The organism is Providencia heimbachae ATCC 35613, assembly GCF_001655055.1.
In the GTDB taxonomy this organism is placed as follows: domain Bacteria; phylum Pseudomonadota; class Gammaproteobacteria; order Enterobacterales; family Enterobacteriaceae; genus Providencia; species Providencia heimbachae.
On sequence record NZ_LXEW01000037.1, the window covers coordinates 89,429 to 102,389 of the forward strand.

General features: G+C 40.4%; 11 protein-coding genes and 1 pseudogene. 11 read left to right on the forward strand and 1 reads right to left on the reverse strand.

All coding sequences use genetic code 11. The features are described 5' to 3' along the window. Window positions 1-3 precede the first annotated feature (3 nt). The 7 genes and pseudogenes from M998_RS12930 to M998_RS12960 all read left to right on the forward strand — a co-directional run bounded on the left by M998_RS12930 (window position 4) and on the right by M998_RS12960 (window position 7,320). Complete coding sequence (locus tag M998_RS12930) at window positions 4-1,131, forward strand: cupin domain-containing protein (protein WP_068437459.1); 1,128 nt, start codon at window positions 4-6, stop codon at window positions 1,129-1,131. An 85-nt stretch (window positions 1,132-1,216) separates the two neighbouring features. Continuing rightward, the gene (locus M998_RS12935) at window positions 1,217-2,128 is read left to right on the forward strand and encodes a fumarylacetoacetate hydrolase family protein (protein WP_068909225.1); all 912 of its coding nucleotides are present in this window, start codon (window positions 1,217-1,219) and stop codon (window positions 2,126-2,128) included. Between the two features lie 18 nt (window positions 2,129-2,146). After that, window positions 2,147-3,178: a carbon-nitrogen hydrolase family protein gene (locus tag M998_RS12940; protein ID WP_068909227.1), complete on the forward strand. Its 1,032-nt coding sequence runs from the start codon at window positions 2,147-2,149 to the stop codon at window positions 3,176-3,178. Continuing rightward, window positions 3,175-3,930, forward strand: coding sequence for a maleate cis-trans isomerase family protein (locus M998_RS12945; protein ID WP_068909228.1), 756 nt, complete (start codon window positions 3,175-3,177; stop codon window positions 3,928-3,930). Before M998_RS12940 ends, M998_RS12945 begins: the two co-directional genes overlap by 4 nt. A 131-nt stretch (window positions 3,931-4,061) precedes the next feature. Then, the gene (locus M998_RS12950; RefSeq protein ID WP_232007531.1) at window positions 4,062-4,619 is read left to right on the forward strand and encodes a MarR family winged helix-turn-helix transcriptional regulator; all 558 of its coding nucleotides are present in this window, start codon (window positions 4,062-4,064) and stop codon (window positions 4,617-4,619) included. A 258-nt stretch (window positions 4,620-4,877) separates the two neighbouring features. Continuing rightward, window positions 4,878-6,538, forward strand: a pseudogene (locus M998_RS12955) (Na+/H+ antiporter). A gap of 269 nt (window positions 6,539-6,807) precedes the next feature. Beyond that, window positions 6,808-7,320 carry a P-loop nucleotide/nucleoside kinase family protein gene (locus tag M998_RS12960; RefSeq protein ID WP_068909230.1) on the forward strand — a complete coding sequence of 171 codons (513 nt, stop codon included), beginning with the start codon at window positions 6,808-6,810 and terminating at the stop codon, window positions 7,318-7,320. Window positions 7,321-7,372: 52 nt separating this feature from the next. Here the strand turns inward: M998_RS12960 and M998_RS12965 are convergent, their stop codons facing one another. After that, window positions 7,373-7,993, reverse strand: coding sequence for a flavin reductase family protein (locus tag M998_RS12965; RefSeq protein ID WP_068909231.1), 621 nt, complete (start codon window positions 7,991-7,993; stop codon window positions 7,373-7,375). A 670-nt stretch (window positions 7,994-8,663) separates the two neighbouring features. Here M998_RS12965 and M998_RS12970 point away from each other — a divergent pair. The 4 genes from M998_RS12970 to M998_RS12985 all read left to right on the forward strand — a co-directional run bounded on the left by M998_RS12970 (window position 8,664) and on the right by M998_RS12985 (window position 12,955). Then, on the forward strand, window positions 8,664-8,945 hold the full coding sequence (locus M998_RS12970; protein WP_068437480.1) for a helix-turn-helix domain-containing protein: 282 nt from the start codon (window positions 8,664-8,666) through the stop codon (window positions 8,943-8,945). A 200-nt stretch (window positions 8,946-9,145) separates the two neighbouring features. Next, window positions 9,146-9,697, forward strand: coding sequence for a fimbrial protein (locus M998_RS12975; protein ID WP_068437483.1), 552 nt, complete (start codon window positions 9,146-9,148; stop codon window positions 9,695-9,697). A gap of 154 nt (window positions 9,698-9,851) precedes the next feature. After that, window positions 9,852-10,343, forward strand: a complete 492-nt coding sequence (locus tag M998_RS12980; RefSeq protein WP_243851795.1) for a fimbrial protein — start codon at window positions 9,852-9,854, stop codon at window positions 10,341-10,343. A 71-nt stretch (window positions 10,344-10,414) separates the two neighbouring features. Beyond that, complete coding sequence (locus tag M998_RS12985) at window positions 10,415-12,955, forward strand: fimbria/pilus outer membrane usher protein (RefSeq protein WP_068909233.1); 2,541 nt, start codon at window positions 10,415-10,417, stop codon at window positions 12,953-12,955. Window positions 12,956-12,961 lie beyond the last annotated feature (6 nt).

A 12,961-nucleotide genomic window follows, 5' to 3' on the forward strand; every position in this document is an offset into this window, starting at 1 on the left:
TTGATGAGTACTCAGTCCCATGATCAATATAGAGAAAATGTCGCTGGCCGTGCTGATGTTGAAGACACTCCCGAGCTGGTGGCCTATTACAAAGAACTCGATGCATTAAAAACAGGTGCATTATGGACGGTGGCGAACAAAATTGAACCTTGGCAGCCTCAATCTTCATCTGTTCCCGTTTTGTGGCGCTATCAAGACTTACGTGAGCATGTATTACGTTCCGTCGATTTAGTTACCCCAGAGAAAGCAGGGCGGCGTGTCGTTTATTTAAATAACCCGGGTCGCCAAGATGTGGCTGCGGCGGTGGGTTGGTTGTATTCCGGTTTACAAGTGATGCATCCGGGGGAAGCGGCATCAGCACATGCGCATTCTTCATCGGCATTGCGTTTCATTATGGAAGGGCGAGGCGCTTATACCATTGTGGAAGGACAGAAAATGATGTTAGAGGCCAATGATTTTGTGCTAACACCGAATGGGACGTGGCATGAGCACGGTGTTGCCGCTGATGGCTTACCGTGCATTTGGCAGGATGGGTTAGATATTCCGTTGGTCAATGCAATGGAAGCGGGTTTCTATAAGGTTCACCCTGATATGCATCAAGCTCACACTCGCCCTATTGATTATCCGGTGGGAATGTGGGGCGGCACAGCTCTGCGTCCACATGATATCGGTTGGGATAAACCCTATTCTCCATTGTTTAAATACCAATGGGGGCCAACTTATGAAGCCTTGCAACGTGCAGCAAAAGTAGTAGAGGGCTCTGCGTTTGATGATGTGCTGATGCATTACACCAACCCGTTAACGGGAGGGCCTGTGATGCCAACGATTGGTGCAAGTATGCAACTTTTGCGCCCCGGTTTTGTGGGGAAAGCCCACCGCCATACTGGCAGTTTTATTTACCAAGTAGCGAAAGGTAAAGGTTATTCGATTATCAATGGGCAACGTTTTGATTGGCAAGAGCGCGATATTTTTTGCGTGCCGTCATGGATGTTCCATGAGCATGTTAATACCTCAAATAACGATGATGCCTGTTTATTTTGCTTTAGCGACCTACCAGTAATGCATTCTCTGGGACTCTATTATGAAGAGGCTCTTGTGGACAATGATGGGCATCAAAAGGTTATTAGCTAATTGTTTATTTTGAATTATTTACATGAAAAGTTTCTTTCGATGAAAAGTTGGTTAGGCAAAGCGACCTAACCCAAGGAGAAAAATTATGCGTTTGATTACTTACCGTTCTGATGTGACTGCCGCTGCTCGTTTAGGTGCAATTGTTGACCAACAAGTTGTTGATTTAGCAAAATTAGCAGAAGAGCAAGGCGAATACCTGCCGGATAATATGTTGGACTTTATTGATTTAGGTCCACAAGGGGTACGTGCGGGAACTGAATTATTGAAAGCCTATCAAGGGCAATTCCCAGCAGGAAGCGCATGGCCTGTTCAGAACGTCAAAATTTTGGCACCAATACCGCGCCCCCGTAAAAATATTTTTGGTATTGGTCTGAATTATGTTGAGCACGTGGCTGAATCAAGCCGGACTCTCGACACTTCGAAAGATTTACCTAAAGAGCCAGTTATTTTCTCTAAGCCACCAACAACAGTAATAGGCCCTGGGGATGCTATTGAACACAATGCTGCAATCACTCAGCAGCTAGATTGGGAAGTTGAATTAGCGGTGATTATGGGGACACGTGCTAAAGGCGTTTCCCATGATGATGCGCTGAATTACGTGTTTGGTTATAGCTTAATGATTGATATGAGCGCTCGAGACTGCCGTCGTGCAGGCCAGTGGATCTATTCGAAAGGCCAAGATACTTATGCGCCTTTTGGCCCTTGTATTGTGACGGCAGATGAAATTCCTGATCCTCATTCTTTAAACCTGAGCCTAAAAGTGAATGGTGTTATTAAACAGGACTCAAACACTCGTCATATGCTGTTCAATGTGAATGCGTTAATTGCCGATATCAGCAAAGGGATCACCTTAGAGCCGGGGGATATTATTGCTACCGGTACGCCAGAAGGTGTTGGTGCGGGGCGTTCACCTCAAGAGTGGGTATGGCCGGGAGATGTGATTGAAGCGTATGTTGAGCACATTGGCGAGCTGCGTCATCCGGTTGTTGCGGTATAACTGAAAGGAGTGTAACCGATGTTAAATTTACCTCAATTCAAGGCAGCGGCTGTTCAGGCCGCCCCTGTTTTCCTCGATACTGACGCAACCGTCGATAAAGTGTGCCGATTGATTGAAGAAGCCGCAGATAATGGGGCAAAATTGGTAGCGTTTCCTGAAGTATTTGTTTCAGGGTACCCTTACTGGAGCTGGGTAATGAACCCAATTGATGGCAGCCCTTGGTTTGAAAAATTGTGCAAGTCTGCCATTGAAGTGCCTGGACCGGAAATTCAAAAAATTGCACAAGCGGCGGCGCGTCATCATATTAATGTGGTGATTGGTGTGAATGAGCGTAACCCGAATGGCATCGCCACTTTGTATAACACGCTAGTAACCATTTCAGATGAAGGGAGAATTCTCGGACGTCACCGAAAACTGGTGCCGACATGGGCAGAAAAACTGACGTGGGCGAATGGTGATGCCTCATCATTGAAAGTCCATCAAACCAGTATTGGGCCTTTAGGCGCATTAGCCTGTGGTGAAAACACCAATACATTGGCGCGTTTTGCCTTACTTGCCCAAGGTGAATTGGTCCATATTGCCAGCTATATTGCGCTACCCGTGGCACCAAAAGATTACGATATGGCAGAAGCTATTCGCCTGCGAGCTTCGGCACATTGCTTTGAAGGTAAGGTGTTCACCATAATTTCGTGCTCGACGGTATCGGATGAAATTATTGATGCTATGGCTGAAACGCATCCAGAATCGCGTGAATTATTAGCGCGTCCGAACAGTGCTTTTTCAGGAATTATCGGTCCTGATGGACGAGTTATTGGTGAGCCTTTAATTGATAAAGAAGGTATTGTTTATGCCGATATCGATTTAAATAAATGCATTGCACCACGCCAAATGCATGATATCACAGGGCATTACAACCGTTTTGATATTTTCGATTTACAGGTTAATCGCCGCCCTTTGACTGCAGCTCGGTTTCATCATGATGGGCAAGATGTGGATGAATTAAATGTATTTTCCGCATCAGATGATAATACATTGGAGAAAGGCTTATGAGTCACGAACGTATTTTCCGTATCGGGCAAATAGTGCCATCGTCGAATACTACGATGGAAACTGAAATTCCAGCGATTTTAAGAGCGCGTGAAGCATTATTCGCCGAGCGTTTTACTTTTCACTCTAGCCGGATGCGAATGCAAAAAGTGACTAAAGATGAGCTGGCTAAAATGGACGCAGACAGTGATCGCTGTGCGATAGAGCTTTCTGATGCGGCAGTGGATGTACTGGGTTACGCCTGTCTAGTTGCTATCATGAGTATGGGAAAAGGTTATCATCGAATTTCACAAAAGCGTTTATTTCAACGCACAGTCGATAATGGTCATCCTGCTCCCGTTGTAACCAGCGCAGGGGCGCTCGTGGATGGGTTACATGCCATTGGTGCTAAAAAAGTATCTATTTTGACCCCTTATATGAAGCCATTAACGCAATTAGTGATTGATTATATTGAAAGTGAAGGTATTGAAGTGGTTGATAGTATTTCATTAGAAATACCGGATAACCTTGAAGTTGGCCGCCAAAATCCGCTGGCACCGGTAGAGATCACTAAAAAACTGAATACCAATGTTGATGTGATAGTGGCTTCCGCTTGTGTGCAAATGCCTTCATTACCATCAGTACAATTAATTGAAGATCGCGTGGGTTTGCCTGTTATTTCTTCATCTGTTGCAACCACATATATGATGCTGAAAAAACTGGGTTTAGATACGCGTGTAGATGGGTTTGGTTCGTTACTTAGCGGGAAGTTTTAGTTATATCCGTCATACTTCAAGTTGCTTGGGTGTTGCATTCGCTCAGCTACCCGGATCATAGAGTTTATCGCGGCTCTCGGTTATCTTCGCTCTGTGCCTACAAGTACCTTGAAGAGCAATGGGGATAAATTATGTTAAGAGTTCAGCTTCCTTCTGCTACTCTTTTATCATTGAATGCAATGACGTATCTAGAGAGTGAAGGGGAACAGATGTCAGAGTCAAAGGTATTCGTTGATAATTACTTGCCTGCCCTACTAGGGCAGGCATGGATGCTGGTATCATCAGAATTTCATGCAGTGGTTGAGGCTCATGGCTTATCGGTATTGGAATGGCGAGTTCTGTCAACACTAGCTAATAATGGCTCGTTGGGGATAACAGAACTTGCTCAAAAAACCGTGAGTAAACAACCGACTATTACTCGAGTATTACAGCGTTTAGAACAGCAAGGGCACTTAATTAGGCACAATAATCATAGTGGCAGTGACCGCAGAGTTACGTTAGTGAGTGTAACTTCAAGTGGTATGCAGCTAGTTGAGGGGTTACTCATTGAAGCGGAACAGCATGAACAATCGGTACTCGCCCCTTTAGGTGCACGTAAAAGGCAAATACTTAAAGAAGTGCTTCAAGAGCTTATTGAACGGCATTCTATTTCTAAAAATAGTAATGAAGCCACTAAAGTCATCAAATAATGATAGTTTGATCGTATTTAAATTATGTAATCTAACTTAGTTGGGGAATTAATAATAAACAATTAAATATCAGAAGGATAGGAGATTGAGTTATCAAATGTATAGAAAAGAGTAATATTTTGTAACATCATGATTGATATGGTGGTTTCCGATTTTTCTGTTTTTTCATTTGGTAATAAATTGCCACTTTACATTGATTCCATTTATCTATTTACTGCATTAGTGATAATTAATGATTAGCAAAATATGGAGCAATCAATGTCGGTAGTGACACTTGTACTCGTTTTTTTATTAGCAGTTGTTGTGAGCGTATTTGTCTCACGATTGCTCAAAGATATAATTCCATTACCGCTTATCCAAATAGCGCTCGGTGCAGGGCTATCTTTGCTTGGATTTACGGTTGAATTTGAACCTCATCTATTTCTATTTTTATTCATTCCACCTTTATTATTTCTTGATGGCTGGCGTATTCCTAAAGAAGCGTTATTCCAAGAGATTAAACCAATAATGTCATTGGCAATTGGGTTAGTGGTTGTGACTGTTGTCGGAATGGGATTCTTTATTCACTGGTTAATCCCTGCAATCTCCTTAGCGGTGGCATTTGCTTTAGCGGCAATACTTTCACCAACAGACCCTGTTTCTGTCTCTGCGATGACGGTAAATTCTCCACTTCCATCACGTATGGCACATATTCTCGAAGGTGAATCCCTATTAAATGATGCGACAGGCCTAGTCTGCTTTAGCTTTGCGGTTGTGGCAGCATTAACCGGAACGTTCTCATTAGTTTCCGCTGCTGGGGAATTTGTCTTTGTTGCATTTGGTGGGATTTTAATTGGTTTGTTAGTTGCTTGGGCGATTGGCTGGCTAAATCAGTTCTTGGTTAAACGGACAGGTGAAGAGCCTGCCATTCAGATCATGATCAGCCTATTAATGCCATTTACAGCTTACTTATTGGCTGAGCATTTAAATGTATCGGGTATTTTAGCTGCGGTGGTTGCGGGTATCGCAATGCACTATGAAAAAATTGCTGGTCGTATGCAAGCTGCGACTCGTATGCAAAGTAAAGCGGTTTGGGATACGGTACAGACAGCATTGAATGGGATGATCTTTATTCTGTTAGGTGAGCAGCTACCAGGCATGTGGACCAATATGCCACAGGTTGCAGCTGCTGCCGGTGCAAGTCACCCATGGATGCTGTTTGTCTATGTTGCGGTTATCACCATTGCACTCGCTATTCTTCGTTTCAGTTGGGTATGGATTTCGATGACGTTGACGGTTTTCCATAATCGTCGCCGTGGAAAAGCAGAGGATGTGGTGCATATCCGCATGATGGCGATTATGGCAACTGCGGGTGTTCGAGGTGCAATTACCTTAGCGGGTATTTTAACATTACCGCTATTGATGCCAGATGGCTCATTATTCCCAAACCGTGATGTGGCGATTTTCTTAGCCATGGGCGTGATCCTATGCTCTTTATTAATAGCCAGTATTGCATTACCGATACTCACTAAGGGATTGATTCAAGATTTACCTTACGATAACGACGAAATTCGTGCTCGCTTGGCACTAAATGAAGCCGCAATGACGCATTTGCGCGAACTGATGAATCATCCTTCTGAAGATATAGACGAAATAGCGATGCGAACTGAAGTTGGTGCTCAGTTATTGGAAATCTATGGAAGAAGGCTCGATAATACCGATGAAACAGAGTCTGATGTCTTTGATTTGCATAGAATGATTTGCATAGAATGATTGATATGGAGCGCGAAATGTCAAAATCAGCGCTTAAATCTAAGCGTGAAGCATTGTATCAAATGCGTAAAGGCAAAAATATTAATGAGCGAGTCTATCATCGTTTACGAGACGAGCTTGATTTAAAAGAAGAAACGTTGAATCATCATAAGAATGCCAAGCATTAATACGGGAGTTTAATCCGTATTAAGTCACAACGGCCTAAGCAAAAACTTAGGCCGTTGTGACTTATATAAACCGTTAGTTGACAATTTTAATCGAATTGATAATGTAATAAGTCATTATATTTAGGAAAAAACACAAATGTCATACGTTGCGGCTTATTCAGTCATTATTATTACCATCACTTAGTGGCGGGAATAATCTGCATCTTAAACCCGCCAGACAAGGCGGGTTTTTTGTTCTTGTCTGGCCAACAATCAGCAAGGAAGTGTTTATGAGTCTCTCTGAAAATAATACCCAAAGTACGCCTGATGATGTTAGGTTGCATTTTCTCTGTGGCAAAATCGCCTCAGGTAAATCAACGTTAGCAAAACAACTGGCAAGCGATCCAAAAACGATCTTACTGAGTGAAGATGAATGGTTATCAACGCTATATCCTGGTGAAATAACAAAATTAGCCGACTACATAGAAAAAAGTACGTTGGTTAAAAAAGTATTAAAAAATCATATAAAACAACTTATTAATGCAGGTAATATTGTTGTGATGGATTTTCCAGCTAATACACCAACTCAGCGAAAATGGTTAAAATCATTAGCTCAGTTTTCAACAACACCTTATATTTTTCATGTGTTAAAAGTCGAAGATGGTGAGTGCAAAACAAGGCTAATCGCCCGCAATCAAACGAGTGAAAACCCGTTTAAGACTTCAGAAGTAGAATTTGATTTGATTACAGCGCATTTTTCTTATCCCAATGAAGATGAGCAACTTATTTGTAAGTATTATTAGTTAACGATTAATTGAAGTGGCTAAAAACATAAGTCACTTCAATCATCTAATATTATTTAGGACGATACATTTTTATATTTTGCTGCTGCTCTATCCAGTAATAATCAGCAGGTCCGCCGGCTCGTAGTAAAGGTTTTTGTCGTGCACAATCATACAAACCTTCTTCTAGTGCAGTTTCATCAATATGTATCATCACCACTTCACCCATCACCATCCATGTATCCAATAGGCTGCCGTCAGCACGTTTAAGTTGTTGGGATTGCGTAACGATACACTCCATTGATACTGGCGTTTGAGCGATACGGGGCGGAGTAACCAAAGTTGATGGCAAAGTTGATAGCTGAGTTAACGCAAATTCACTTTCACCATGCTCTAGAGTTGCGCTACTTATATTAACTTGTTCGCTAAGGTTAAGTGTTGCAAGGTTATAGACAAACTCCCCTGTTTCAATTGCATTGGTGACCGAATCTTTTTTTCCTACACTGGAAAACGCCAGAATAGGGGGAGAGTAATTAAAAATATTGAAAAAGCTGTAAGGTGCCAAATTCGTTCTTCCCGATTTATCGCAGGTCGATATCCAACCTATGGGGCGAGGGCCAATTAATGATGGAATGGGATCATGGGGTAGCCCATGACCTTGAGCTGGTTGGTAACTGTAAAATTTGGTTGTCATTATTGGCTCCTTTTTATTTTATTCTACCTGATAATAGAGTTAGGAGTATAAAGTGAAAACGAAAAATGCGGCTAATGTATAAATATAGCAGTAAATGGATAAATCACATTTAATAGATAAATAATTTCATTGTTGGTTTTTTTAAATAAAAACACTACTTTTGGTAAATATTAAAATAAATTTTAATATCGACAGCCTACATTGTTGCTGACACAAATATTGTGTATCTGCGAGTTAATTTAATATTTTATCTCTATTTGTGGTTTTATTTTCTTTTTGTGTTTGTTTTTATTTTATAAAATATTATTTTATTTATTAATAGTATATGTGTGTTAATAAATTAATAATTCATATTTTTTAATTTATTTATCTTTATTGGTCTTATTTTAATGTTTTTAATATAGAAAGTGTGTTTTTTGTTTTTATTATATCTAATTGATAATTAATGATTTAACTTTATTTTTTTAGATTTTAGTTATTGGTTTAATTTATTTGATAGGTATTGACTATTGAATTATATAAATTCGATCGATATAAACGTATTTACAGGTTGAATTGATAATTTTATATTCAATTAAAGTTATGTTCCTTAGTGTTCTAGATATATCCATTTTTTAATTGATTACCCATAAATTGAGTTTGATTAAAATTATTATTTATTGGCCTGTATATGATGAAAAATAATATTTTATTACGAAAAGAAATTGGTTTGTTTTTAAAGTCAGCAAGAATAAATAAATCATTAACTGGATTTCAATTGGGAGAGCTATTACGAATTAGTCAACAGCAAATATCACGTTACGAAAGAGGTGAAACGGGAATTAATATTGAAACTCTCGATACATTATTGACGGTTCTCGATAAAGATTGGTCTGAATTTTTCTTTAAGGTGCTTGTTAATTATTCAGATGAAATCGCTGATATAAAAACTCACAATGATTTTATTTATTAAAATTGATTTTTGAGTACTTAATTAAATTAGTAGTCAGTCGCTATTTGTTTTTTATAAAGTCTTAATTACCCATTAAATGAGTATTTTGTCTATTTTTATAAATATATCCATTAATTATCAATTAGCTATGTATTTTTAGTTATTGGTTTTTTAATGGCGCATCTATTTGTATACGAAATTTTAATTGAAAGGAAAAGTATATGACGCTCACTAAAGCTGCATTATTGACGACATTCTTAACATCAACAATTTCATTTACGGTTATGGCGGATAATACCGGAACAGTTGATTTTACGGGGACTGTCGTTAGTACGCCCTGTAATATTGCCCCCTCTTCGTTGAAACAAGTTATTGATTTTGGACAATTATCCCGAAGAGCACTTGAGAATGGACGAGTTGCAGAGGTAGATTTTGATATTAAATTTACGGGTTGTGATTTTACTGATTTTACGACAGATGCTGCAGGTAAACCTGTCGCAGTTAAATCGATGGAGCTCGTTTTTACGGGACAAAGTTACGCGGATCTAGCCAATACATTGCTGTCAACATCAGCAGGAAATACCAATAATGTCGGGGTTGGAATAGATGGGTTCGAATTTGGTAAGGCAAAGGATGTGCTCTCACGTATTATCAATAAAAAGGGTGATAACGTATTAACATTCAAAGCATTAGCTAAGGCTGTTGACACGACTAGGAGCGTTGCTGAAGGTAAATTTAGCGCAACGTCAAACTTCCGTATTACTTACCAATAATCATGTTGATTGCCCGCCAGTGTAGTGCTGGCGGTACAACAAGGTGTGGATATCGGAGGGGATTGTGATTGTTTATCAACAGCTTGGTCGTCAAATAATGTTATTTATTGTCGCCTATGTTTTTTTGTACCCAGCCGCTTATTCGGCCAAAGAGATGAGTCTACGAGATATCAATGCGATGGCATTTATGACCGGAAATGTGATTGCAACACCTTGCTCAATCGTTATGCAAAATCGTTATCAATCGATTGATTTTTCATCGTTAGCATTAACAATGCTATCGACTAAAACTCAACGAGAACAACATAACCAGCCTTTTATCATTGAATTGCGTGACTGCGGAAGTATTTACTCTTCTATGGATCATAAAACATGGGTAATTCGTTTTGCTGGACAAAGTGCGGAGCATATTAATGGTTTCGCCTTGCAAGGCGCTTCTCGTGGTCTAGGTGTTTCTGTTCTTGATAACGCACTCAATGTACTGATACCAAATCAATATTATTCTTTGTCTGACAATGTGTTACGACAAGATAAATCAGGTAATACACTCCTTTTACGCTATTTCCTTCGTTTAGAACTGACAGGGCAGCCCATTCAAGCGGGTAACTATCAGGGATTGATTCGTTTTTATATCGATTACCAGTAAATCACGAATGGGTATTTTTGCGGGTTCTTCTTTTGGGGAAGTCATTTATCGTATTTAGGATGGAATAGAGCATGATGTTCAAACTTAGCTTTAGATTGAATCAAATCAGACAGGCTGTTGTATTGGCATTTAGCATAACAACGTGTGCGGCTTATGCTACCGAATTCAATACGGAAATGTTGGATGCGGAAGATATTCAAAATATTGATATGAGCCAGTTTTCCGTAGCAGGGTATGTGCCACCGGGTGAGTATGTTTTAACAGTATTTGTCAATGGGTTACGTTTAGGGATGCCTCGTAGTATTGCTGTTTATGAACGCCCAGTAGCGAGTCAAGGGACAGAAAAAAATATCACCACCGCGAGTGCGCCGTCCCAGCGGGTTTGCCTTCCTTCTGATATGAGAGATTTGATGGGTTTAAAAGCATCAATCGCAGAAAAACTCGGGACTTACCATGAAGGTAAATGCTTAGATTTTTCCTCGTTAGCGGGAGTGCAGGAAAAAATAACATTATCTTCGTTGTCGCTGAAAATAACGATTCCTCAAATGTGGATGGAATATCGTGACCCTTACTGGGTTCCACCGACATTATGGGAAGAGGGGATTAATGGTGCTTTTGTCGACTACAGTGCGAATGTGTCTGGAACCAAAGAACACGATGGTACGAAGCGCGTTTATTTATCCACCAACGGCACGGCTGGGGTTAACCTAAGTTCGTGGCGGTTTCGGGGTGACTACAATGCAACCTACCAAAAGCAGCGTGGGGGATACGACCCGCAAGAAACACATCAATTTGATTTTTCTCGATTATATGCTTTCACTTCACTCAAAAATTCTGCGGCTATATTAACCGTTGGGGAGAATTATTTTTACTCTGACATTTTTGAATCTTGGCAATACACGGGAATTTCTCTCGAAAGTGATGATCGCATGTTGCCGCCTAAATTGGTGGGCTATGCGCCTGAAGTTATTGGGGTAGCTAACACCAATGCGATCGTTATTGTCCGTAGCCAAGATAGGATCATCTCTGAAACGGCGGTTCCTCCAGGGCCTTTTCGCATTCAAACCCTCGATAGTGGTATTCGTGGCATGTTAGATGTCACCGTGCGCGAAGAAAATGGCGAAGAGAAAAAATTCAGTTTGAGCACAGCTTCTTTACCTTATTTAACTCGCCCGGGCAGAATGGTGTACAAACTTGCGGTAGGTAAAACGCGTTATGACAATCGCCATTTAACCGGGGAGCCAGTTATTAATGGTGAGTTTTCTTATGGTGTTTCAAATGCTTGGTCATTATATGGTGGTACGCAGCTCAACGGTTATTATCAAAGCACAGCACTGGGTATTGGGCGTGATTTATTTTCCATTGGCGCGGTTTCTATTGATATTACGCAATCCTTTTCTGATTTGCCGGATCAGCGATTGCAAGGGCGCTCATATCGTGTGAATTACGCGAAATCTTTTGATGATTTACGAACGGATATTACCTTTGCAGGATACCGTTTTGCCGATAAAGAGTACCGTACTTTAACCCAGTTTATGGATGAGGATAGAACTGGGCAGGCAACGCGGGCAGCGAAAGAAAATTATCAGGTTTATCTCAATAAATACTTCGATAATTTTAATATTTCAATGAATTATCAATACAGTACCTATTGGCAGGACGATCCCCAAACTCAGTATGGTTTATATGCAAATACCGGAATAAGTTTTCCCTTACTTTCGCAATATGATGCCAACCTCTCATTAGCAGCAACGAGAACGGAGCGTGATAACGGTTATGAAGATGATGCGATTAATTTATATTTAAGCATCCCACTTTATCATGGTCATAGTTTAACTTTTTCTGAACTCTATTCGCGTTCATCAGGAAATAATCAATATAACCACAATATCGGATATAGCGGTTATGGCGAGGGGCATAATTATAATTTCAGCGCTGGTTACAACCATGGTCAAGAGATGGATAACCAATCCAGCCTAAGTGGTTTTTACTCACGAGATTTATCTCAAGCAAATATTTCTGCGAATGCCAGCTATGTTCCTCATCAATATCGCAGCATAGGCGCATCAATCAATAGTGGTATTACCGTAACTTCACGAGGTGCGGCCTTACATCGTTCCGCAAATGGGGACACTCGATTGATGATAGATACGCCAAATGTCAGCGGTATTCCTATCGATAATGGTGTGATTAAAACGAATACGTTTGGACTAGCGGTTATTCCAAACGTAAATAGTTACCGCAAATCAGTCGCATCAATCAATACCAGCAAGCTTCCCGACAATATTGAAACCTTAGATTCGACAACGGATATCACGTTGACTAAAGGTGCCATTGGCTATCGCAGCTTTACGGTGATGCAAGGTGAAAAATTATTCGCAGTTTTAGCGCTAACGAATGGCAAAAATCCACCGTTTGGTGCCAGTGTGCGCAATGCAGATAACCAAGAGCTAGGAATTGTTGGGGAAGAAGGGGGGACTTGGTTAGTCGGTGTTTCACCACATGAAAAATTATCGGTTTATTGGAATAACCAAAGACAGTGCGAATTAGCATTACCTGAAAAGCTTAATTCGACATCTAGTTTGATTTTATTACCCTGTGTTACACCATGATTTAAT

What these genes read in the sequence shown, in the direction of transcription:
- M998_RS12965 (WP_068909231.1), bottom strand. Translation starts at nt 7,993, where the DNA reads ATGACAACCAAATTTTACAGTTACCAACCAGCTCAAGGTCATGGGCTA.
- M998_RS12950 (WP_232007531.1), top strand. Translation starts at nt 4,062, where the DNA reads ATGTTAAGAGTTCAGCTTCCTTCTGCTACTCTTTTATCATTGAATGCA.
- M998_RS12930 (WP_068437459.1), top strand. Translation starts at nt 4, where the DNA reads ATGAGTACTCAGTCCCATGATCAATATAGAGAAAATGTCGCTGGCCGT.
- M998_RS12940 (WP_068909227.1), top strand. Translation starts at nt 2,147, where the DNA reads ATGTTAAATTTACCTCAATTCAAGGCAGCGGCTGTTCAGGCCGCCCCT.
- M998_RS12970 (WP_068437480.1), top strand. Translation starts at nt 8,664, where the DNA reads ATGATGAAAAATAATATTTTATTACGAAAAGAAATTGGTTTGTTTTTA.
- M998_RS12980 (WP_243851795.1), top strand. Translation starts at nt 9,852, where the DNA reads ATGAGTCTACGAGATATCAATGCGATGGCATTTATGACCGGAAATGTG.
- M998_RS12960 (WP_068909230.1), top strand. Translation starts at nt 6,808, where the DNA reads ATGAGTCTCTCTGAAAATAATACCCAAAGTACGCCTGATGATGTTAGG.
- M998_RS12985 (WP_068909233.1), top strand. Translation starts at nt 10,415, where the DNA reads ATGATGTTCAAACTTAGCTTTAGATTGAATCAAATCAGACAGGCTGTT.
- M998_RS12975 (WP_068437483.1), top strand. Translation starts at nt 9,146, where the DNA reads ATGACGCTCACTAAAGCTGCATTATTGACGACATTCTTAACATCAACA.
- M998_RS12935 (WP_068909225.1), top strand. Translation starts at nt 1,217, where the DNA reads ATGCGTTTGATTACTTACCGTTCTGATGTGACTGCCGCTGCTCGTTTA.
- M998_RS12945 (WP_068909228.1), top strand. Translation starts at nt 3,175, where the DNA reads ATGAGTCACGAACGTATTTTCCGTATCGGGCAAATAGTGCCATCGTCG.